General features: G+C 71.2%; 20 protein-coding genes. 4 read left to right on the top strand and 16 right to left on the bottom strand.

Annotation, left to right across the window (positions count from 1 at the left end):
- Positions 1 to 28 precede the first annotated feature (28 nt).
- The 12 genes from ABD340_RS04565 to ABD340_RS04510 all read right to left on the bottom strand — a co-directional run bounded on the left by ABD340_RS04565 (position 29) and on the right by ABD340_RS04510 (position 11,220).
- Complete coding sequence (locus tag ABD340_RS04565; RefSeq protein ID WP_344587167.1) at positions 29 to 571, bottom strand: P-loop nucleotide/nucleoside kinase family protein; 543 nt, start codon at positions 569 to 571, stop codon at positions 29 to 31.
- The gene (locus ABD340_RS04560) at positions 571 to 867 is read right to left on the bottom strand and encodes a phytanoyl-CoA dioxygenase family protein (RefSeq protein ID WP_344587456.1); all 297 of its coding nucleotides are present in this window, start codon (positions 865 to 867) and stop codon (positions 571 to 573) included. Before ABD340_RS04560 ends, ABD340_RS04565 begins: the two co-directional genes overlap by 1 nt.
- A gap of 17 nt (positions 868 to 884) precedes the next feature.
- Positions 885 to 1,283, bottom strand: coding sequence for a phytanoyl-CoA dioxygenase family protein (locus ABD340_RS04555; RefSeq protein WP_344587459.1), 399 nt, complete (start codon positions 1,281 to 1,283; stop codon positions 885 to 887).
- 415 nt (positions 1,284 to 1,698) lie between these two features.
- A complete protein-coding gene (locus ABD340_RS04550; protein WP_344587166.1) occupies positions 1,699 to 3,192 on the bottom strand; it encodes an aldehyde dehydrogenase family protein in 1,494 nt (497 codons plus the stop codon).
- Complete coding sequence (locus ABD340_RS04545; protein WP_344587165.1) at positions 3,193 to 3,642, bottom strand: cytochrome P450 family protein; 450 nt, start codon at positions 3,640 to 3,642, stop codon at positions 3,193 to 3,195.
- A gap of 5 nt (positions 3,643 to 3,647) precedes the next feature.
- A complete protein-coding gene (locus ABD340_RS04540) occupies positions 3,648 to 4,532 on the bottom strand; it encodes an SDR family NAD(P)-dependent oxidoreductase (protein WP_344587164.1) in 885 nt (294 codons plus the stop codon).
- A gap of 301 nt (positions 4,533 to 4,833) precedes the next feature.
- Positions 4,834 to 5,466, bottom strand: a complete 633-nt coding sequence (locus tag ABD340_RS04535; protein ID WP_344587163.1) for a TetR/AcrR family transcriptional regulator — start codon at positions 5,464 to 5,466, stop codon at positions 4,834 to 4,836.
- 231 nt (positions 5,467 to 5,697) lie between these two features.
- Positions 5,698 to 6,930 (bottom strand): serine hydrolase domain-containing protein, encoded by a 1,233-nt coding sequence (locus ABD340_RS04530; RefSeq protein WP_344587162.1) that lies wholly within the window; start codon positions 6,928 to 6,930, stop codon positions 5,698 to 5,700.
- A 157-nt stretch (positions 6,931 to 7,087) separates the two neighbouring features.
- A complete protein-coding gene (locus ABD340_RS04525; protein WP_344587161.1) occupies positions 7,088 to 7,648 on the bottom strand; it encodes a serine hydrolase in 561 nt (186 codons plus the stop codon).
- A 54-nt stretch (positions 7,649 to 7,702) separates the two neighbouring features.
- Positions 7,703 to 10,231, bottom strand: coding sequence for an FtsX-like permease family protein (locus ABD340_RS04520; RefSeq protein WP_344587160.1), 2,529 nt, complete (start codon positions 10,229 to 10,231; stop codon positions 7,703 to 7,705).
- A gap of 3 nt (positions 10,232 to 10,234) precedes the next feature.
- Positions 10,235 to 10,999, bottom strand: coding sequence for an ABC transporter ATP-binding protein (locus ABD340_RS04515; RefSeq protein ID WP_425547312.1), 765 nt, complete (start codon positions 10,997 to 10,999; stop codon positions 10,235 to 10,237).
- Positions 10,996 to 11,220 (bottom strand): hypothetical protein, encoded by a 225-nt coding sequence (locus tag ABD340_RS04510; RefSeq protein WP_344587159.1) that lies wholly within the window; start codon positions 11,218 to 11,220, stop codon positions 10,996 to 10,998. The genes ABD340_RS04515 and ABD340_RS04510 overlap by 4 nt, the downstream gene beginning before the upstream one ends.
- Positions 11,221 to 11,410: 190 nt before the next feature.
- On the opposite strand from ABD340_RS04510, the gene ABD340_RS04505 reads away from it, so the two are divergent.
- Together ABD340_RS04505 and ABD340_RS04500 are read left to right on the top strand one after the other, a co-directional pair.
- Entirely contained in the window at positions 11,411 to 12,685 is a 1,275-nt protein-coding gene (locus ABD340_RS04505; RefSeq protein WP_344587158.1) for a sensor histidine kinase, read from the top strand.
- Positions 12,673 to 13,332, top strand: coding sequence for a response regulator (locus tag ABD340_RS04500; protein WP_344587157.1), 660 nt, complete (start codon positions 12,673 to 12,675; stop codon positions 13,330 to 13,332). Before ABD340_RS04505 ends, ABD340_RS04500 begins: the two co-directional genes overlap by 13 nt.
- A gap of 315 nt (positions 13,333 to 13,647) precedes the next feature.
- Here the strand turns inward: ABD340_RS04500 and ABD340_RS04495 are convergent, their stop codons facing one another.
- From ABD340_RS04495 to ABD340_RS04480, 4 genes are all read right to left on the bottom strand, one after another.
- Positions 13,648 to 16,944: a DUF4132 domain-containing protein gene (locus ABD340_RS04495; RefSeq protein ID WP_344587155.1), complete on the bottom strand. Its 3,297-nt coding sequence runs from the start codon at positions 16,942 to 16,944 to the stop codon at positions 13,648 to 13,650.
- An 80-nt stretch (positions 16,945 to 17,024) separates the two neighbouring features.
- Positions 17,025 to 17,627 carry a hypothetical protein gene (locus tag ABD340_RS04490; protein WP_344587154.1) on the bottom strand — a complete coding sequence of 201 codons (603 nt, stop codon included), beginning with the start codon at positions 17,625 to 17,627 and terminating at the stop codon, positions 17,025 to 17,027.
- 102 nt (positions 17,628 to 17,729) lie between these two features.
- Positions 17,730 to 18,413: a hypothetical protein gene (locus ABD340_RS04485; RefSeq protein ID WP_344587153.1), complete on the bottom strand. Its 684-nt coding sequence runs from the start codon at positions 18,411 to 18,413 to the stop codon at positions 17,730 to 17,732.
- Positions 18,410 to 19,096, bottom strand: coding sequence for a serine/threonine-protein kinase (locus tag ABD340_RS04480; protein WP_344587152.1), 687 nt, complete (start codon positions 19,094 to 19,096; stop codon positions 18,410 to 18,412). Before ABD340_RS04480 ends, ABD340_RS04485 begins: the two co-directional genes overlap by 4 nt.
- Between ABD340_RS04480 and ABD340_RS04475 the strand changes: the two genes are divergently transcribed.
- The gene (locus ABD340_RS04475; protein WP_344587151.1) at positions 19,058 to 20,011 is read left to right on the top strand and encodes an NmrA family NAD(P)-binding protein; all 954 of its coding nucleotides are present in this window, start codon (positions 19,058 to 19,060) and stop codon (positions 20,009 to 20,011) included. The two genes, ABD340_RS04480 and ABD340_RS04475, sit on opposite strands and share 39 nt — an antisense overlap.
- A 78-nt stretch (positions 20,012 to 20,089) precedes the next feature.
- Positions 20,090 to 20,581: a hypothetical protein gene (locus tag ABD340_RS04470; RefSeq protein WP_344587149.1), complete on the top strand. Its 492-nt coding sequence runs from the start codon at positions 20,090 to 20,092 to the stop codon at positions 20,579 to 20,581.
- Positions 20,582 to 21,233: the final 652 nt, after the last annotated feature.

The raw sequence follows: 21,233 nt of genomic DNA, 5'->3' as shown, positions 1-21,233 counted from the left end.
ACCGGCCGCTCCTGACAAAAATGTGTGATCACTCTGCACGATTCTGACTGATCCAGGCAATGACGGAGGCAAGCGCTACCGGCCGGGTCGTGTCCACTCGCAGCAGCGGGAACTGCCCGAGAGGCTGGGCTTTCGCCCAGTCGTCCTGCCAGGCGGCGTCGGTCTGGCCGTGAATGGCATGCCGATCTGACCCACGCTGTTCGAATCGGGCACGGGCCGTCGCGGCCGGTACCTGGCACCAGATCTCCATGGGCCACTCGGCCCCCACACGGCGCAGGCCGGCGAGGACGAAGGGAGCGGACTCAGCCGACCAGACCGACTCCAGCACCGCCCCGCAGGGCGAATCGCCCAGCAGCGACCACATCGTCTCACTGGCCGCCACGCCCAGCTTCCGGCTCCAGGCCCGCTGGGACCCGCCGTCGCCGGGTTGGCAGCCCAGCACATCGGCGTGCGCTTCTTTGATCACGTCCTTGCTGATCAGGGGCAGGCCAAGTCGCTGTGACAGGGCGCGCGCCAGCGTGGTCTTGCCTGCCCCGGGGATCCCGTTGACGAGCAATGCCGGACCAGGCATCAGCGCCTCCAGCAGCTGTTTCCGCGGTAAAGATTGCTGCCAGCCACCAGTACTTGATCGGGTGGGGCGGCGCGGCGGTCGAGTTCGTCAACGGCACGGTAGCCCAGGGTGAGGCTCGGCCGGTCGGCATGGCTGTGATTGGCGCCGGGGGTATGGAAGGTCAGGGCGTCGAACAGCAGTACGTCACCGGCGGCGGCAGGGACGGGCAGGCCCTGGTGGGCGAAGCCGTCGAGAACCGGGTGCTCGTCCATCCAGGTGCCGCCCCCGTCACGTTGCGGAACGCCAACACTCGGCAGCCGGTGAGAACCGGGGATCAGGTGTGTGCAGCCGTTGGCGAGGTGGATTCCTGTAGGTAGAGGATGGCGGTGACCAGGCCGCGGGTGGGCTGCAGGATGTCCCGGTGGTAGCGGACGATCGCAGCGCCCGGCGGGTTGAGGCCGGCATGGTTGTGCCGATTGGTGACACACACGACGTTCGGGCCGAGCAGGCGCGTTAGAGCCCCCACCAGCGCAGGGCCGGCGATCACGTCACGGACCAGGGCAGGCGCCCGGTCGTGGAAGCGGTGGAGCTTGCCGGCTGGCGGGTTCTCTCGCCGGGTCTCCTGCCGGATGAACGCGATGAGCCGCTCGCACAACGCGACGGGGACGGCATGTGGGACCAGCAGGTAGCCGGTGTCGTGGAAGTGCCGAATGTGCAGATCGGTGAGTCGCACGGTGAGCTCTCTCAACTATCGCCGGACGGAAGACCGAGCCACTGGAGTCGTTCGGGGGTGCCCAGATCGGGTGCGGGACAGGCGATGTCCCACACGTGAACCGGATGGTCGTGGCCAAGCAACCAGGGCACCAATTCCCGGTAGAGGTCGACGGGCCCACCTGCGCCTGCGGACCGGGCGAACTGCTCAAACGCGCGGCGGTAGGCAGCACCGTTCACGGCCATCACTCCGGCACTGGTGGCAGCGTCACCGGGCACGGAGCACCCGATCGGCCGGTGGTGGTGCTCTGCGGCGTGCATCAAGACACGGCCGGTGATTCGCAGCCGATCGGCGTTCTGCGACCGTGCGCGGCGCACTGGGCGCGTCCGGCGCGGCGTTCACGATCGAAGCGAATGCGCACAGTTGTTCTCTCCTTTCAGGAACGCCTGACGCCGACGCCCTTGATGTGGAGGAACTCGTTCAGCCCTGCCCTGCCGCCTTCACGGCCGAACCCGCTGATCCCCACCCCGCCGAAGGGGGTGCCGGCGCACGTGATCGGGTTGGGTCCCGGGTTGACGAAGACCGTTCCGGCCTTCAGTCGCGGGACGAGACGGTTGACCCGCTCGATGTCGGGTGACTGGATGTAGGCCGACAGCCCGTACTGGCTGTCGTTGGCCAGCGCCACGGCCTCGTCCTCGGTGTCGAACGGCGTGATGGCCAGGACGGGGCCGAACAGCTCGAGCTGGGCCAGTTCGCTGCTGTTGTCGACGTCCGCGAAGACGGCCGGGGCCACGAAGTAGCCGTCGGACTCGATGCGCTCACCGCCGAACACCAGCCGGCCGGCGTTCTCGGCGACGGCCTTCTCGACCGCGGTCCGAATTCGGTCCCGCGCGGCGGCGTTGATCAGCGGGCCGATGTAGGTGCCGGCGTCGAGGGGGTCCCCGACCTTGAGGGACGCCACCACGCCCACCGTGCGTTCCACGACCTCGTCGTAGATGGAGCGCTCGACCAGCAGACGGGTCGGGAGCGCGCACCCCTGGCCCGAGTTGCTCATGGAGAAGGCGGCGCAGTACGGGACGACGGCGTCCAGGTCGGTGTCGGCGAACAGCAGGTTCGCCGACTTCCCGCCCAGCTCGAAGACCACCGGCTTGAGGCTGCGAGCCGCGGAGGCCATGATGTGCCGCGCCGTGCCGGGACCGCCCGTGAAGGAGATCTTGTCGATGCCCGGGTGGGTGACCAGGGCCTCTCCGGCGTCGGCGAGCCCGGTGACGATGTTGATCACTCCGTCCGGGATGCCCGCCCGCCGGGCGAGGTCGGTGAACAGCATGGCGGAGAAGGGGGTGCTCTCCGCCGGCTTGATCACGACGGTGTTGCCCGCGGCCAGCGACGCCGGCACCTTCATCGCCAGCGACAGGGCCGGCGAGTTCCAGGTGATGATGTGGCCGATCACGCCGTACGGCTCGGCGATCGTGTATTCCACGTGCTCGTTCGGGCTGTAGGCCGCGCCGACGGTCCCTTCGATCTTGTCGGCCCATCCGGCGTAGTACTCGGTCCACTCCGCGACGTGCGGGCCGACGCCTTCGACCCATCCGCCGACGCAGACCCCGTTCTCCAGCGGGCAGATCGCGGCGAAGGAGTCGATGTTCTCGCGGATCAGTTCCGCGAACCGGGTGAGGAGGCGGCGCCGCTCGGCCGGACGCATCGGCCCCCACACCTCGTCGAACGCGCGCCGCGCCGCCCGCACCGCCCGGGCGACCTCCTGCGCTCCCGCGAGCGGGACGCCCATCTGCTCCAAGCCGGTGGCCGGGTTGACGTGCCCGTAAACACCCCCGCTCCCCTCGAAGACGTCCTCGCCTCCGATGATCAGCCGCGGCTTCGGCAGGTCCTCGGCCGCCTTGCGCTGGTGCAACGCGACGTCCACGGTAACCATTCAGTCCTCCTCGGAGTTGTGTGCCCGCTGGAAGGTCAGACAGGGCAGGGGCACGCAGAACTCCGAGTAGAGCTCCACCTCCCCCTTGGCGATGAACCCGGTGACGAGTTCCCGCGCCAGGCCGCGGACCGCGTCCTCCAGCAGCTTGACCCGCTTGGGCGCGAACAGCGGGTCCAGGAGGCGGCGCCACATCGCGTGCGCGTCCCCGTCGATCTCCAGCGGGATGAGCGGCGAGTCGGTGGCGAAGGTCCCGCCGCGCCCGCCTGGGCCCAGGACGGCCGGGTGCCGGTTGATCGTGATGATGTCGCCGTGCCGGTAGAGGTGGAGCACGCCGTCCACGCGCTCGAACCGGAGCGTCGCCTTGTCCCTGTAGAGCCGCTGCGGGGACGGCATCTCGCGCACGGCCGGCATCAGGGCCGACAGCCGTGTGTCGAATCTTTCCGACCCCATCGTGATCACCTTTCGCCGATCTCGTCGGACAGGCGCGGGGGGAGCACGCCGGCCTCTCCGCCGAGATCGCCGGGGAAGATGATCGATGTGCGGGCCAGGTTGCCGCCGTCGGTCGCCGGCAGGCACACGCCGGAGATGTAGGCCGATTCGTCCGACACCAGGAACAGCGCGGCGTTGGCGTTGTCACGCAGGCTCGGCGGGCGGTCCAGCTTCAGGGGGATCGAGGTCGCGGCGGGATCCCACGGCTCCATCTGCTCATAGCTTTTGCCGAGCACCTCGGCGCTGGGCGGCATCGCGAAGTTGACGCTCATCCCGTGCGCCGGGCACAGCGCGTTGGCGCGGATGCCATAGCCGCCGAGTGACAGCGACATGCCCTTCACCAGCCCGTTGACGCCGTGCTTCGCGGCGGCGTAGCCGGGGAAACCCGGGTAGGCCACGAAGCCGGCCATGGAGGAGACGGCGAGGATCGTGCCGCGCCGTTGCCGTTTCATCACCGGAACCGCGGCCCGCGCGGCCAGGAACACGCCGGTCAGGTTGGTGGCCAGCATCGAGGTGAAGCCCTCGACGCTGATGTCCTCGAACGCCAGCGTGCCGAACCCTTCCTCGGGCACCCCCGCCGAGCACATCAGCGCGTCCAGCCGCCCGAAGGCGTCCACGGCCAGGGCCACGGCGTCGGCGCTGTCCGGCGCCTCGCGGACGTCGGCTTTGGCGCCGACGGCCTGCCCGCCGGCGGCCCGCACCTCTTCGACGACGCGGTCGACGCGGTCGGGGATCAGATCGGTGACCACCACCGCCGCGCCTTCGGCGGCGAACAGCAGCGCGCTCTCCCGTCCCAGGCCGGAGCCGGCGCCGGTGATGAGGACGACCTTGCCGTCCAGCCTTCCGCTCATGCTGAGTCTCCCGTCATGTGCCGCGGTGCCGCCGGGGCCCAGCGGACCGGAAAGGTGATCGGCGGCCGGCGAGGGCAACCAGACCAGCAAAAGATCTGAAATAGCTGAATTATTTCTTGCTAGGTCACACTGCCACCCGAGGGTGGGATCGTCAAGATATCGCTGCTATCTTCCGAGAGCCTGCGCCGAGGCGCGGCGGTCACGCACGCGCGGGACGGTCCATCCCGTCGACCTGGCACTGATCGGGAACCGGCTGCTGCCGTACCTCGCCGGGCACGGGCAGGACGACGCGATCGACGATTCAGGACTCTGGGATCGACGCTCCGCGCAGGATGAAGCCGGCCATCTCCTCGACGGTCCGCGCCTGGCTCGGCCGGCCGTCGAGCGGGAACAGCGCCTGGTCGAGCACTGACACGCCGAAGACCAGCGCGAAGGAGAACCGCACCGCGTAGGCCGGGTCCATGGACTTGCTGCCTTTGGCCCCGCTCTCGAGCGCGACCTCGCCTTCCAGCCGGTCGAAGACCGCACGCAAGAACTGCGCCGTCGCGGCGGCCAGTTCAGGCGCGTCCCCCGCCGCCGAACCCGCCATCGCTCCCAGCAGCCCGTGGTTCTCCCGCAGGAGCCGATACAGACCGCCGACGAAGACCTCTGTGTCGTGGGCGGAGGTGTTCGCGCCGTGCCCTTGCTCGGCCCAGCGGTGCACGTAGTCGGTGACGAAGTCGCCGAACGGCCGGTAAGCGGCCTCCACGAACAACACGGCCTTGGAGCCGAAGTGCCGGAAAACCTGCGCCTGCGTGACACCTGCCCGCCGCGCGATCTCCCGCGTGGAGACCTGCGCGTATCCCTGCTCGGCGAACAGCTCCCGCGCGGCCTCCAGTACCAGCGCCCGTACCGTCGCCGGACTGCGCCGCACTCTCGGCAGACCAGAATCCATTACCAGCCATCATTGCCCATGGGCGTCCCCCGGCAGACCACGGGCCCACTGCGGAACGGCTCGTACAGATCCTCGGGAGAGGACACGCCGGCCCGCGGTCGGCGGCGGCGAGTCCGGCGCGCTGCCTCCGGGCGGCGGGGGCTCCCCAGTCGCCGCCCGCATTGCGGGCGGTCAGCCGAAACCCCCGGCGGACTCGTCGGGGACGAGTCCGCCGGGGGTCATCGGCACGTCTCAGCCGGCGCAGAGGGCGGTGTCGAGGGCGGCCGCGTGGTGCTGGGCGGCGGGCAGCGACGTGGGAAGGGCGGTGACGGCGACGGTGGCCGCCCGTCCGTCGCCGGTCACGGCGTTCATGGTGCTGTAGCCGGGGGCGTTGCCGCCGTGCGTCCAGGCGAAGCCGCCGCAGCTCAGCTTGAACGTGCCGATGCCGAGCCCGTAGCGTGCCCCGCCGGTGACGTCGAAGTCGGGCGCGGCGACGGTGGTCTTCATCTGCTCCAGCTGCCGCGGCTTGAGCAGCCCGCCGCCCAGCAGCGAGGTGAGGAAGGCGTTGACGTCGCTCGGGGTGCTGATGAGCTGCCCGGCGGCCCAGGCGGTGGACGGGTCGATGTCGGTGACGTCGACCCACGGCTCGCCGGGCTTGGCGGCGAAGTAGCCCTTCGGGTGCGGGCCGCGGATGGTCTGGTCGCCGACGGCGGGCCAGTACGTCTGCCGCAGCCCGGCGCGGTCGATGACCCGCCTGGTGATCTCTTCGGCGACGGGGCGCCCGGTGACCTTCTGGATGAGCAGGCCGGCCAGGATGTAGTTGGTGTTGCTGTAGCTCCACCCCTTGCCGGGAGCGAACAGGGCCTTCTTCCCCATGCCGACGTCGAGCAGTTCGCGCGGCTCGTAATAGGTGTGCCGCGACTCCGGGAAGCCCTGCATGATCTCCTCGTCGTAGTCGGCCAGGCCGCTGGTGTGCTGCAGGATCTGCCGGACGGTGATCTTCCGGCCGTCGATGCCGTCGCCGCGGACGAGGTTCGGCAGGTACTTCTCGATCGGCGCGTCGAGCTCGACCTTGCCCTCGCCCACCAGCTGCAGGACGACCGTCGCCGTGAACATCTTGGTGTTGCTGGCAATGCGCACTCGTCCGTTGACGGGCACCTTGGCCTTCGTCTTCACGTCGCCCACGCCGGCGGTGTAGTGGCGGGTCCGCCCGTCGCGTCCCCGCACCGCGGCGAGGGCGCCGGGGTATTCGCTCTGGACGAGCTTGTCGAGGCTCTGCTGCACGCGATCGGCCGTTGCCGGTGTGCGCGTGGAATTCGCCGCGAGCGCGGGCGGCGCACCGGCATGGGCGGAATTCGCCGAAAGCGCGGTCAGCGTGCCGGCCAGAACGACGCCGCTCAGGGCGGCCAGTGCGAACCGGGGCCGCCGGCGCTTGGAAGGCCGCGGGGCGTCGGTGCGCGATGATTTTTCATCCCGGAGGGGCACGGGAACTCCTTGCTGGAGGGGAGCGATCGTCTGACTTGATCAGGATGTCGCCGGGGGCCTGTGCGATCGATCCGGCTGGCTGCACAGCATTTGGTACAGCTGGCTGTACTCGGGGCTCTCGCCGTGTGCCGTTCCGGGGAAGGCCCGCGACCCCCGCCTAACGGCGGTCGCAAATGGCGGTGTCGAGGACGGCGTTGACGTGTTCGCCGGCGGCGTCCGAGGGGGGCAGTGCGGTCACGGCGACCGTTGCCGCCCTGCCGTCGGTGGTGGCGGCGTTGCGGTTCTCGTAGCCATGGATGTCGCCGCCGTGCCCCCAGGCCACCCCGCCGCAGCTCAGCGAGATCTTCATGAGGCCGAGCCCGTACTGCCAGCCGGCCGGGAAGCCCGGCGCCTTGACGGTCTTCTGCATCTGCTTGAGCTGCTGCTGCTTGAGCAGTTCGCCGCCCAGCAGCGAGGTCAGGAAGCGGTTGATGTCGCTGGGACGGGTGACCAGCTGGCCGGCCGCCCAGCCCCAGGACGGGTCCATGGTGGTGACGTCGAGCAGCGGTCCCCCGGGCTTCTTGGGGTGGTAGCCGTGCGGGTGGCGGCCGCGGATCCGCTGCTCCCCGACTCCGGGCCAGTAGGTGTGCCGCAGCCCGACGCGGTCGATGACCCGCCGCCGTCGACGAGACCGATCGCTCCGGCCGGTCGTGTGCGGTTCGGCGTGGGGGGCTGGCATGGGAACACTTCCTCTGGAATCAGACTGGTCGGGAGCGGCGGCCCGCTGTGCCTGTCAGGCACGGGTGAAGGCTTGCGCGGGCGGGGTCCGCAGCGCCCGGCGGGTGGGGATCTCGGTGGTGAGGAACGCGATCGCGGTCACGACGGCCGCGACGGCGGGCAGCAGCCAGAGCGGTCCGGCGGGCCAGGGCCGGTTCAGGAAGCCGATGGCCAGGAACACCAGCGGCACGACCGACAGCAGGACGCCCGTGCCGAGCGCGGCGGCGCAGATCAGTGCCGCCTCCCGCCGCATCATCGACCGGATCTGGCGCGGCGTGGCGCCGATCAGCTGGAGCGCGGCGATCTCGTGGCGGCGCTGGACGGTGGTCGCGATGAGCTTGTTGGCGATGCCGAGGAGGAGGTAGCCGAGCAGCACCCCGAGCACCGCGATGTTGATCCACAGTTCGGGCGGGATCCTGTCCGCGCCCTCCGGGCCGTGGCCCGCGTCCTCGACGCCGATGGCCAGGCCCGGACGGGACGCGGCCAGCGCGGTGACGTTGCGCCGGGCGGTGTCCGTCCCGTCGGTACGGATCAGGACTTTCTGGTCGAGTCCCGTGGTGGTGTGCCCGGCGGCGAGGTCGCGGGAGACCGCCACGGGGCCGAAGCCGAGGCCGCGGGAGTAGACCGCGACGACCCGGGCCTCGACCCGGGCACCGTCCCCGAGCACCAGGCTGATCGTGCGGCCGACCTTCGCGTTCCGCGTCCTGGCGGCGTCGGCGTCGACGGCGACGGTGTTGCCCTTCAGGTTCGCCAGGCTGCCGGACCGCACGTCCAGGTCGAGGACGCCCGGCGCCGCCGGGGTCAGCATCAGCGCGGACCGGCTGTCGACCTCGGTCTCACCCAGCATCTTGTACGGCCACAGGACCGTGGTGGAGGTGACCGGGGCCGCCGCCCGCACCCCGGGCGTGGCCGCGGCCGCGGCGGGCAGGCCGTCCGGCAGGCCACCGAGGCCCGGCGCGCTCAGGCTGAACTGTGCGCGGCCTGCGTCGCGGATGTCACCGGACGTGGCGCCCAGCATGGTGGTCTGGCTCAGGGCGTAGGTGAGGGTGAAGACCACGGCCATGGCGAGGGTGGTGACGGCGCCGGCGACGCGCAGCGTGTACCCCTGGGTGTTGGCCACGGCCAGCCAGGTCGGCGCCGACGCGCGCGGGGGGAGCTTGCGAGCGAGCGCATGGCTGAGCCGGCTGACCATGACCGGGCCCGCCAGGGCCAGGCCGATGGTGGCGAGGATGCCGGCGAGGGCCGTCACCGCCGCGCCGGCCTGCGACCGTGCCAGCAGCGGCGCGACCGCGACGATGTTCGCCCCGACGAGCAGCAGCAGCCCGGCGAAACCGCGCCGCTTCGAAGGGGTACGGGGTTCGCTGCGCGATTCGGCGACCGCTTCGGTCGCGGGCATCCGGGAGCCGCGCCAGGCCGCGCACCAGGACGACGCCAGCACGACGACGACCATGAGGAGCACCGCAGCGACCCCGGGCGCCGGGCCGACGGTCAGCGGCAGCTCGGACGCGAGCATCCCGGACTTGACCAGCAGCACCCGCAACCGTTCCGCGATCAGGTAGCCGAGCGGGACACCGGGAACCAGCGTCACGAACGTGACCAGTGCGGCCTGCAGGGCGATGAGCCTGCGGACCTGTTTCGGGGTCGCGCCCACGGCCCGCATGAGGGCCAGGTCCCGTCGCTGCGCCCCGATCGACACCGCGAGGGCGCCACCGACGATGAACCCGATGACCAGCAGGGTGACCCCGGCGAGCGAGCCCGCCATCAGCGGCAGGACGTTCCGGGCGGACATCGCCTCGGGCGTCTCGGCGTCACCGCGGTCCGCCCCGGTGGACACCGTCAGCCCGCCGCCCGCGATCTTCCGGGCCGCTTCGGCGACCGACTCGCGGGCGCCCGGAGCGGTGCGCAACGCGACGAGGTCGGCCGTGCCCCCGCTACGGCCGGCCAGCGCCATCGCCGTCCGGTCGGCGAAGAAGATCCCGCCCCCGGACGCGGTGACCACGGCCGAGACGCGGTACGTGGCCTGCCGGCCGGACGCGACCACCGTCAGCCGGCCGCCCGGCGCCACGCCCGCGGCGGCCGCGGTGTCGTCGTCCACGGCGACCTCGTCCGGACGGGCCGGTGCCGTGCCGGCCACGCGCGGTGCGTCCAGCAGCGCGGTCGAGGACCAGCCGTGCCCCGCGGTGCGCGGATCCCGCACCGATGCGACGATCCGGCCGCGCCCGTCGACGGCGGCGGCGGGAAAGCTCAGATCGCCGATCGCGGCGGTGACACCGGGCAGCCGTGCCAGCCGTCCGGCCAGGTCGCCCGGCACCCGCGCGCGTTCCGGCAGCGCGATCGGCAGGTCTCCGCCCGGCCTGTACGTCTGGTTCGCCGTCACGACGACGTCGGCGCGCGCGAGCCGGTCGACCGGCGCGTGCGACCGCAACCCCGACTCCGCCAGCACGCCGATGCCGGTGACGAACGCGCCGCCGCCCAAGGTGGCGCAGGCGATGGCCACGAGCGCGGCGATCCGATGGCGGGCCATCCGCAATGCCAGGTGCAGCATCGCCTACCCCACTTCCAGTGTGGTGATGCGGTGGGCCAGGTCGGCGGCGGTCGGCGACTCCATCGTGTCGACGACCCGCCCGTCGGCCATGACCAGCGCCCGGTCCGCCCGCGCGGCGGCCGCCGGATCGTGCGTGACCATCACCACGGTCTGGCCGAGGCCCTCGACCAGGTCGCGCAGCAGGGCGAGCACCTCGCGGGCCGTGCGCAGGTCCAGCGCGCCCGTCGGCTCGTCCGCGAACACGACCGCCGGCCTGGTGACCAGCGCCCTGGCGATCGCGGCGCGCTGCTGCTGGCCGCCCGACAACTCGGCGGGACGGCGTCCCAGCCGTTCGGCCAGCCCGACCCGCTCGACCAGCATCCGCACCCAGTCCCGGTCCGGTGCCTTGCCCGCCAGCCGCAGCGGCAGCGTGATGTTGTCGGCGATGCTCAGCGACGGCACCAGGTTGTAGGACTGGAAGATGAACCCGACACGCTCCCGGCGCAGCTCGGTACGGCGGGTCTCGTTCATCCCGTCGATCCGGGTGCCGTCGATGAAGACGCTTCCGCTGGACGGCTTGTCCAGGCCGGCGGCGCAGTGCATCAGCGTGCTCTTGCCCGACCCCGACGGGCCCATCACGGCGACGAAAGTGCCCGGCTCCACGGTGAGGGACACCTCGTCCAGCGCGCGGACCTCGCCGGCGTAGGTCTTGGTGACGCGCTCCAGCGCCACGGCGGGCGCCTGCGCCGGCGCCTGCCGGTGGCCGTGCTCGGCGGCCGCGGTCCTCACGGGCGCCGGTGCTTGTAGTGGTGGACGATCAGCGCGGCGACGCAGCCCATCGCCGCCACCCCGAACACGACGCTGACGGCCATGAGGCCGATGGCCGAGGTCAGGGCGTTGATGGACGCGCAGATCACCAGCAGCAGCCACAGCAGCGGGCGCAGAGCCCCGCCCTGCCGAGCGGCACGCGGCCCCTCGGTGACCTCCGAAATCCGGTACGGGTCGCTCACTGCGTTACTCCTTCACCGATCGACTGCTCAATGCGCCATCACGCTAGGAGCCGCGGCCATCAGGGACGATCCAGCACGCAAGTCAGCCTTGGTACAGCAGGCTGTACTCCTTGCGTGACGGCCTGACAGGCGTCCGAAAGGTGCCATATCGTCTCCGGCCGAGGGGAATGCGATCGCTGAGGAGGTGCGGATGCCGACCCGCGAGTCCGCGCCGGCCGGTTCAGCACGGCGGATCGGCCGGCCGCAGGTGATGGCCGCCGGCCGGGCCACGCTGGACGCGCTCGAACATCTCATCGGCGGTCTGGGCACCGCCGTCCTGGCGCTGACCGCGCTGGCCTGGCTGGTCGCGGTCGCGCTGGCCTGCCTGCTCGGCGTGGGCCTCCTGCTCGTCCCCATCACGCTGCGCGGGGTGCGCGGCGTCGCCGACCGGGAGCGCGCCCGGCTCTCCCGCTGGGGCCCGGAGATCATCGGACCGGAGCGGGTCCCGTCCCGCCCGCTCACCGCGCTCAAGGATCCGGCCGTCCGGCGGGAGCTGGGCTGGGTGGCCGCGCACGCCACCCTCGGGCTGGTCGTCGGCGTGCTCGGCCTGACACTGCCGATCTGGATCATGCGGAACCTCACGTACCCGCTGTACTGGTGGCTGGTCCCCGGCGACGCCGCCGACCGCTCCCCCGAACTGTGGGCCGTGCACGACTTCGTCGGCGCCCTCGGAATCGCGCTCATGGGCCTGGTGTGGGCCGCCGTCCTCGTGGGCCTCGGGCCCGGCATGGCCCGGCTCCAGGCGTGGCCCGGTCGGCGGCTCCTGGCCCCCACCTCCGACACCGACCTGTCGCTGCGGATCGCGCAACTGTCCGCCACCCGCGCCGCTGCACTGGACGCCCACGCCACCGAACTGCGGCGCATCGAACGGGCGCTGCACGACGGCACGCAGAACAAGCTCGTCGCCGTCACCGTCATGCTGGGCGCGACCCGCCGGGCCCTCACCCGCAACCCCGCCGCCGCCGAGGAGATGCTCGAACGCGCCCAGGCCGCCTCCGAGCAGGCACTGGCCGAACTCCGCACGGTCGTGCGCGGCATCCTGCCGCCCGTCCTGGCCGACCGAGGACTGGCCGGCGCGCTCGCCGGGCTCGCGGCGTCCTGCGGCGTGCCGTGCCGGCTCGACGTGGACGTCCCCGGCCGGTGCGCCGCCTCCGTCGAGGCCACCGCCTACTTCGTGGTCGCCGAGGCGCTCACCAACATCTCCAAGCACAGCGGCGCCCGCGACGCGGCCGTCACCGTCCGCCGCCACGACGACCGGCTGTCCCTGCGCATCGAGGACGACGGCAAGGGCGGCGCGGACGAGCACCACGGTTCCGGCATCGTCGGCATCCGCCGCCGGATCGAGGCGTACGACGGCCGTCTCACCCTCTCCAGCCCGGCCGGTGGGCCGACGATTCTCCAGGTGGAACTGCCATGCGGATTGTGATCGCCGAGGACGATCTGCTGCTGCGCGAAGGCCTCGCGCTGCTGCTGCGCGCGGAGTCGCTGGACGTGGTGGCCACCACCGACCGTCCGGACGCGTTCCTGGAAGCCGTCGACGCCCACAAGCCCGACGTCGCCATCGTCGACGTCCGGATGCCGCCGACGCACACCGATGAAGGCATCGTCGCGGCCGTCGAGGCCAGGCGCCGCCGGCCCGACCTGGCAGTGCTCGTGCTGTCGGCGTACGTCGAGCAGGCGTTCGCCACCGAACTGCTCTCCAGCGGCGCCGTCCGGCTCGGCTACCTCCTCAAGGAGCGCGTCGGCCGCGTCGAAGAGTTCCTCGACGCCCTCCACCGGGTCGCCGACGGCGGCACGGCCATCGACCCCGACGTCGTCGCCCAACTGCTGACCCGCACCCGCCCCGACACCGCGCTCGAACGCCTGAGCCCCCGGGAGCGGGACGTGCTCGCCGTGATGGCCGAGGGCCTGGGCAACGCCGCCATCGCCGAACGCCTCTTCGTCACCGAGGGCGCCGTCCACAAGCACATCCGCAACATCTTCGCCAAGCTCGACCTGGCCCCCACCGACCGCGCCGACCGCCGCGTCACCGCCGTCCTCCGCTACCTGGAAAGCACCCAGCCCCGCCCCTGACGACGAGCACCCCCGCGTGCAATGACCCCGGTGTCAGGCCGCAAGCGATAGGCGGCACGCCCAGCACGGCCCCCTTCCCGCAGCGCGTCGGACGTCGGCGGCGCATGATGCGCCAGAGCGCGGGCGTGCGCGCGCAGCGACGGCGGGCTTGGCAGTGGTGGTCAGGTTGGGAGGTCAGGTTGGTCAGGTCGGCGATGATCTCGGAGGTCACAGCCGGGTCCAGGTCGGCGAAGCGGAACCGGTTGGAGCCGTCCGCGATCGGACAGGTCGGCGGGCTTGGCGTGGGTGGTCAGGTTGGGGGCTTGGCGTGGGTGGTCAGGTTGGGGGTTGGAAGGTCAGGTTGGTCAGGTCGGCGATGATCTCGGAGGTCACGGCCGGGTCCAGGTCGGCGAGGCGGGGGCGGGGGCGGGGGGAGTCGGCGGCGACCACGGACACCCGGGTGATCTTCTGCTCGAGGTCGGGGCTGTAGAGCTCGCCCTGGAAGCCGGGCCGGAACGCGATGACGGCGCGGTGGCCGGGGGCGATCTTGCGGGAGATCTCGTCGATGCTGCCGTACTCGGCCTCGCTCGCGTCCCAGGCGCGGTTGCGCAGGCCCAGGAGCTTGCCCCCGGGCACCTCCAGGCCCTCGAAGCGCGCCAGGCGGTCGCCGGCGCCCTCCTCGTCGGTGAGGGCGTGGACACGGCGGCCGAGCTGGGGGAACGGCTGGATGATCTCGTAGTCGGCGAACACGTCCGACCATGCCGCCAGCTCTTCCCCCAGGTGGACGGGATGGGCGATCACGACTTCGGCCTCGGCGGGGAGGGTGACCGCGTCGTCGGTGACGTCGGCGAAGGTGCGGTCTTCGGCGATGCGGAAGGTGAAGGTCCGTCCCTCCGCCTCGCCGGTCCACACCAGGCGCCGGGCCAGGTGCCAGACCAGCGGGTGCTCCACGACGAACGCGCGGAACTCGGCGGCCGGCCAGCGGCGCTGGTCTGCCAGCGCGCGTTCCAGGCGGCGGATCTGGTCGGCCGCCACCGTGGCCACGTCCTTCTTCAGCGCGGCGAACCGCTTGTGGGCGGCGGGCCCGAGCTCCGGGTCGTCGGACGCGGACGGCTTGGGCAGCGCCTTGCGCGGCTTGCCGTCGGGGTCGATGACGTACGGCTTGAGCTGCTCGTCGAAGCCGACCCTGAAGCGGCGCGGCCCGTAGTCGAGGGTCATGCCGCCGTCGTCGTCCAAGCCGAAGGCGGGGGCCAGGCGGTCGTCGAGTTGCTCGGGGGTCAGTTCCAGGTCGGCGGCGACCTGGCCGAGACGCTCGCGGGCCTGTTTTTTCAGCGCCGCGGAACGCGCCGACAGCGCGATGCCGTTCAGGTGCACGAGGGCGACGTCGGAGCCGATCGCGGCCAGGACGTCCAGGCCGGCGGCCATTCTCGGGGTCCGTTTCTCGGTCGCCCAGGCACGGAGCAGCGGCGACAGGCGCCGCACCGTCCCGTCGTCGCCGAGCATGCCTAGCTGGGTGAGCGCCCAGCCGTCGCTGGACTGGGCGCCGTGGGTGTCCCAGCGGCGGAAGACCTCCCACGCGAACCCGGCCAGCGACTCCGGGTCGCACAGGTCGCGGACGGCGTACACGCCCGGGTACACCTCGTCCGGCTTGGAGATCGCCAGCATGGTGAGCAGGTGCCCCGCGGCCTCGGCGGGCAGGGCGCGGTCACGGCCGCGCAGCAGCACCTGGGGGAGCAGCCCGGGGTCGGCCCACGCGCCGAGCTTGGGCATCCGGGGCGGGAGGGCGTCGAGCGGGTCGGTGTCCAGCATCGCGGCGATCGCGTCCGCGGCCTGGTCGCCGTGCGCCCGGGCGGCTTCGACGATCGGTGCGGCGCCATGCCGGGACGCCAGCAGCCGCAGCGCCGCCTCCGCGTCGCCCCGGGCCGCGCCGGGCTTGGCCAGGGCCGCGGGCACCAGGAACGGGACGGCTTCGAGGCCGTGCCGGTCGAACCAGGCCAGCGCGACCTTGCGCTGCCGCCGCACCCGGGCGAGCCAGCGGGCCGCGAGCGCCGCCGTCTCCGCGCTCAGGTACGGCAGCAGCAGGTCGCCGCATTCGGACTTGTGCGCGTTGAGCACCTCCGAGACGAGATGGAGCGCGTCGTACTCGAACCTCGCGAGGACGGCCCGCGTCGCGTAGTAGTCAGGGTGGAGGTAGCGCGGGTCGGGCTTCCAGCGTTCCAGCAGCCACCGGGCCACGTCTTCGGGGCCTCCGGCGAGCCTGTTGACCACCTCATAGGATCCCATCCGGCGGAACCGCGCGATGACCTCGTCCGGGTCGTCCGCATCGAATCTCGGGGTGTTGTACAGGTTCGCCCACCGGTCGCGTTCACCGGGCGCCCAGACGATCGACGTGGTGCTGGGCGCCGTCAAGCCTGTGATGACGACCGGCTTGGCCTTCTTGCGGCGGGCCGTCCACGGCGGCTCGACCAGCAGCTTCGGCAGCGCGTCGGCGGGCGCGTCCGGAACGAGGTCGGTGGCCATGGCGTCCAGCATCGGCTCGATGACCTTGCGGGCCTCGTCGGGGAGGCCGGGCAGCGCGGACACGGCCAGGTCGCGATGGGCGCGCAGGTGACCGCGCAACATGTCGGCGGCCACCTCGGCGGGACGGCTCGCACCGGCGGCGACCGGCCCCAGCAGCCGCAGCGCCCGCACCGGGAACCGCCGCATCGCCTCGATCAGCGCGGGCTGGGCGTGCTTGTCGCCGACCCGGTCGACCAGGACCTGGACCGCCTCGTCCGACGGCACGGCGGCCAGGCCGCGGAGGAGGATCTTGACCGTGTCCACCTCGCAGCCGTGCATCCACTTCGTCAGCAGCGGGACGGCCGCCTCGCCGAGCGCGTCGACCATCGTGGCGATGTTGTCGTCGGCCAAGACGTACCTGTTCGGGCTGAAATTGCGTTCCAGCAGGTCGGCGTGGACGGGCGTGCTCACCGCGCAGATCAGCATCCAATGGTGCATGCGCGCGTCGCGGCCGGTGATCACGGGATCGGTGCAGCAGTGCTCCACCCAGTCGAGCCGGGTGGGCGCCAGGTAGGCCGTTTCCAGCCGCTGCCCCGGTGACCTGCGATGGCGCGCCAGACCCTCGACGGCTTCGCGGTACTCTCCCGCGCCGGCCGCCGCCAGGAGCGCGCGGGCGCGGAGCAGGCAGTCTTTGCCTCGGAGACGCAGGCCGCCGTCCCGGTAATGAATGATCGGAGTTTCCCCGCCGCCCGTCTTGACGACCTCGACCTCGTCGAGTTCCGCGGTGGCGCACGCCGCGAAGGCGACCCCGTGGTCGGCGGCCCAGGCGTCCACCACCCAGCTCGGCACGAACCCGCGGCGGCCCAGCGGGTTCGTGACCATGAGCAGCGCGACCGCGGCGGCCCCCACCGGATCGGCGTGGCCGTCCAGGTAGCGGCGGGTCCTCTCGATCATGCCAGGATCGCCGCTGGCCCCCAGTGCCTTCTGGACGCGGTGCGATTCCTTCTCGACCCCTTCGGCGAGCCGGCGTGACGCCGAGCCGTCGATCTCGACCTTCGGGACGTGCCGCCCGCCGTGCCGCGGGTGCGCCCGCGCCAGCCAGGTGTCCGGCATGTCCGAGAGCTGTTCCTCCATGGCGAGCAACGTACGGGATGGGTGTGACACTCTGCCGCGAGCTCCCTCACTCGCTGTGAACCGCGCCGGCCTCCCCGCCGTCAAGCCCAGAAACCACCGCCCATGACGGCCCAGACCACGTAGATCACGATGCCCGCGGCAACGCCCAGCCAAAGCGGGACGCCCACCGCTCCCCACGCCTTCGCGTCCCGGCGAAGGACGGCACCGCGGCCGGCGAAGCCCACCAGCATCAGGCCGATCACGCCGACCCCGGCCGCGCTGATCCCCTTCTGCGTGATGTTGGAGCGGCCCTCGTCATCGGAACGTGCGAACGGCTCGATTCCGCTCTCCCTGACCCGGATGTGTGCGGGGAATGTCTGCCCTTCCTTCAGACCCGAGGCGTCGTTCTTGTTGGGAAGCTCGACCTGGTCCCGTACGACCCGTCCGTCGTTGGAACGCCAGGAGCCGCCGCAGTAGCTCTTCCCCCTGGACTTGGTGCAGTGGCCCAGGGTGTACACCCCTGGCACGCCTTCCTTGAGGGCGCTCTGGGGTTGCCGGTAGTTGTCGTCGAAGAAGCCCCAGCCCATGAAGAGCATCAAGGCCCCTCCCGCCAGCGCGCCCAGTACCCTGCCCCACTGACGCTCGCCGCTCTGCCCGGCAGGGCGCTGCCCCTGCTTCGCGGGCGCCTGCTCCGAATCCGTCACTGTCTCACCCCTGTGGTCGTCATGCTCTGGTTTGTCCCGGCCAGGCATCATAACGATCACATACAGCGGCGAAACCTGTCATTTACGTGAACAGGAACGTTCCTAGGGGAGCGCGGCGGCGGCCGAATCGGCGAGCCGGGTCCCCATCGAGCAGAGCCGGTCGGCGGGCTGCTCTCCGGACACGACCAGGTACAGCATCTCGATCGCGGTCCGGCCCTTCTGGTCGACGTATTCGCGGACGACCGTCCTGACCAGGCAGGTCTCCTCGCCGTCCCCCTCGGCCTCGATGAACGTGCGGTAGCCGCGCAGCCTGGTCGGGTTGCCGTCGGCCGCGGTCAGGGGCTGGTCCCGGTCGAAACGCAGTTCGATGTCGAGGTCGCGGGTGGTGCTGTGCCACTCGCAGTCCCACCCGCCGAACCCGACGTCCGGGTCGCCGGCATCGATCCCGGGGACGATGTCGAGCGCGTCGGCGCCGAGCAGCGCGCAGGCGTTCCGATGCGCCAGCGAGCGCGCCGGGAACGGCGGCGAACGCCGCGCGATCGGCCCCTTGTTCAGCACGCCCATCGCACCGGCGGCGGCGACGTCGGCGATCTCGCAGAGCGGCGCCTTGCCGTCCTCGGTCTGCCGCGCGGTCACCGTGACGTTGGTGCCGGGGTCGGTCGTCAGGATCAGCGTGCGGTTGCACTCGTCGCTCTCCGCGGGATCCTCGAAGAGCCGGACCGTGCCGACGCTCTTCGCCGGTGCCGCCGTCTCCGGCTCGGACGCGTTGTTGAGCTCGACCTTCACGTCAACGACGCGGTCCTTGCCCGAGTACACGAGCACGTCGCAGCGGTCGAAGTTGCCGTAGTCGCGGTCGAGCTCGGTCTGGCCGGAACGGCGGAGCGCGGCGGGCTCGGTGAGGGCGCACGGGTCGGCGATCCGGGGATCGCGGATGAGGGACTCCGGCTTGGGCGGAGCATGGCCTCCAGCACCTCGCCCAGCGGCCCCACGTCGGCAAAGCGATCGCCGTCGCCCTGGCGCGGAGGCTCGCCCACCACCAGCGCGTAGACCGTCGCGCCGAGCGAGAACACGTCCGACGCCGGCTCGGGACGCCGCCGCACGACCTCCGGCGCGGCGAAAGCGCGCGTGTAACCGATCCCTGCGTTCGGGGTGATCGTCTCCCTGCCCTCGACCCGGTAGGCGGCACCGAAGTCGGTCAGCTTGGCCGACCCGTTCTCGGTGATGACGATGTTGCCCGGCTTGATGTCGCAGTGGACGATGCCCTCGGCATGCAGCGCCGCCAACGCGTCCGCTATCTGCGCCCCGATACGCGCGGCAAGCGCGGGTTCGATGGTCGGCCACCTGTCGAGGCTGCCGCTCGGCACGTACTCCAGGACAAGCCAGGACGTGCCCTTCTCACGTACGGCGTCGTACAGGGTGACAACGTGCGGATGACTGAAACGGGCCAGCGCACGCGCCTCGGCCCGCAACCTGTCGAAAGGTGTCCGCGAGCTGACTCATCCATTCGTTTGACAAGTTCAACCGTTCAGATGAAGATGGATCTCATGATCCTCATCACCGGCGCCACCGGCGCCGTGGGCCGCCCACTCGTCCACGAACTCGCCCGCGCCGGCCACAAGGTCCGCGCGCTCACCCGCACCCCCGCCACCGCCGGCCTTCCACCCGAGGTCGAGGTCGCCCGCACCGAAGACCTGCCCCTGAACGGCGTGACGTCGATCTTCATGAATCCGGCCGTGTTCTGGAACGGCCTCGGCGACCTCCTGACCCGGGCCGTCGAGAACCGCGTCCGCCGCGTCGTCCTGCTGTCGTCGCTGGCCGCGGCCGCCCCGCCCAACCCCATCGGCGCGCACCACCTGGAGTTCGAGAACCAGATCGAGGCGTCCGGCCTCGAATGGACCTTCCTCCGGCCGGGCGCGTTCGCCGCCAACACCCTCCAGTGGGCCGACCAGATCCGCGCCGACGGCGTCGTCCGCGGCCCGTACGCCGACGCGCACACCGCCCCCATCGACGAACGCGACATCGCCGCCGTGGCCGCCAAGGCCCTGACCACCGACGCCCACATCGGCACGAAACCGCTGCTGACCGGCCCCGAGTCCCTCACCAACGCCGACCAGGCCAGAATCATCGGCGAAACACTTGGCCGTCCCGTCCGCTACGAAGAAATATCCCCCGAAGCCGCCCGAGAGGCCATGACCGGCGGCTTCGCTCCCGCTGAAGTCGTCGACGCCCTCCTGAGCATGTATGCCGCCGCCGTCAACACCCCTGCGGAAGTCCTCCGCACGGTAGAACAAATCACCACCAACCCACCCCGAACCTTCAAAACCTGGACAACTGCCAATATTTCCCAATTTCAGCAAATCGGGATCGCAACAAACAGCGCATAAATCGACTGCCGCGACATCAGAGCGATACGCTCATGAGCCCGACCCCTCGTTCCTGAAGGCTCTATGCGGTCATTCCTGGTGATCTCCGTGCTCGTCGGCCTGCTGCCCATTACTTCCTGCGGCGGAGGCACGAGGAGATCATTGGACGCATGCGCCCTCGTCGACCCGTCCCTGGCAGAGTCCCTGGTCGGCGACCGCGCCGGCGAACCCAGCATCATCAGCAACGATCAGGCCTACAACTACGCCGGCTGCTACTGGACCGGCCGCAACAAGACCGACTCCCTGACCGTCGACGCCAAGGTCTACGACCCCAACGACACCAAAACCGCCGAGGCCGACTTTTACCGATCCGCGCAGACCTGGGAGTGCCACACCACCCTCACCATCCCCCGCGCCGGCCGCTCAAAGGCATGCGCTTACAAGGCCCCCATGGACTCGGGCGTCATGCTCTTCAAAGGCCCGGTCTTCGCCCGCATCGGCTACAAGGGCCCAGGCACACCGCAACACGACCAGAACCGCCAACCAGCCATCGCCCAGCAACTGACCACAAAGGCGATCTCCACCCTCTAACGGCTGGCAAACCGCTGCTGCGGCCCCTTACGGTCAAGCGTCACCACACCGGTTCCGTGACCCCCAGACGCTGATCTGGCCACCGCGCCTCGTCGGCGATCCTGTCCCGCTTCATCTGCTCAGCCCACCGCGTTCGCAGCTCGCCATCTGCGCGGGCGGCCGAACGTGGGGTGATTCGGCTGGGTCGGGCTGTCGCCGGTGCTCGGACATGAGCCTGAATCGGAACCGGCACCCACGAGTTGCCTTTCGTACCGGGGTGCCGCTTCGTTTTGTTCAGGCATGCGGCGCAGGCTCAGGCGTCGAGTTCCAACTTGAAGTGCTTGCCGAGCTGGTGGGAGCCGGTGCTCAGCGCGGCAGTGCCGCGGATCTCGATTCCGCAGGCCGACGACAGGTCGTCGACGGCGAGGGCCGCTGCCCGGAGGCATCGACGGTGGCCAGACGCCCCAGCGGATGCCGGTGCGCCCGGCGTCGCCGAAGCAGGTGGAGCCCGGCCCGGCCCGAGCGTCCGCCGCTCATCGCAGCGGACGGTTCTCGGGCCGGGCCGTCGTTCCTCAGATGTCGTCGACGTTCATCGCGCCTTCGTTGGGGCGCCGGGACAGGTCGATGCCGAGCTCCTCCGCGGCGCGGAAGACGTCCTCGTCGGTGTCGCGCA

Origin of the sequence: Actinomadura vinacea, assembly GCF_039532545.1 — a bacterium.
GTDB classification, from domain to species: domain Bacteria; phylum Actinomycetota; class Actinomycetes; order Streptosporangiales; family Streptosporangiaceae; genus Spirillospora; species Spirillospora vinacea.
The sequence above is the reverse complement of the archived record's forward strand: the minus strand, read 5'-3'. Positions and strand labels throughout refer to the sequence as shown.

Bases quoted from the DNA above. Each gene is read 5' to 3' on its own strand.
- ABD340_RS04565 (WP_344587167.1), bottom strand. From the start codon at position 571: ATGCCTGGTCCGGCATTGCTCGTCAACGGGATCCCCGGGGCAGGCAAG.
- ABD340_RS04550 (WP_344587166.1), bottom strand. From the start codon at position 3,192: ATGGTTACCGTGGACGTCGCGTTGCACCAGCGCAAGGCGGCCGAGGAC.
- ABD340_RS04545 (WP_344587165.1), bottom strand. From the start codon at position 3,642: ATGGGGTCGGAAAGATTCGACACACGGCTGTCGGCCCTGATGCCGGCC.
- ABD340_RS04540 (WP_344587164.1), bottom strand. From the start codon at position 4,532: ATGAGCGGAAGGCTGGACGGCAAGGTCGTCCTCATCACCGGCGCCGGC.
- ABD340_RS04535 (WP_344587163.1), bottom strand. From the start codon at position 5,466: ATGGATTCTGGTCTGCCGAGAGTGCGGCGCAGTCCGGCGACGGTACGG.
- ABD340_RS04525 (WP_344587161.1), bottom strand. From the start codon at position 7,648: ATGCCAGCCCCCCACGCCGAACCGCACACGACCGGCCGGAGCGATCGG.
- ABD340_RS04520 (WP_344587160.1), bottom strand. From the start codon at position 10,231: ATGCTGCACCTGGCATTGCGGATGGCCCGCCATCGGATCGCCGCGCTC.
- ABD340_RS04505 (WP_344587158.1), top strand. From the start codon at position 11,411: ATGCCGACCCGCGAGTCCGCGCCGGCCGGTTCAGCACGGCGGATCGGC.
- ABD340_RS04500 (WP_344587157.1), top strand. From the start codon at position 12,673: ATGCGGATTGTGATCGCCGAGGACGATCTGCTGCTGCGCGAAGGCCTC.
- ABD340_RS04495 (WP_344587155.1), bottom strand. From the start codon at position 16,944: ATGGAGGAACAGCTCTCGGACATGCCGGACACCTGGCTGGCGCGGGCG.
- ABD340_RS04475 (WP_344587151.1), top strand. From the start codon at position 19,058: ATGACTGAAACGGGCCAGCGCACGCGCCTCGGCCCGCAACCTGTCGAA.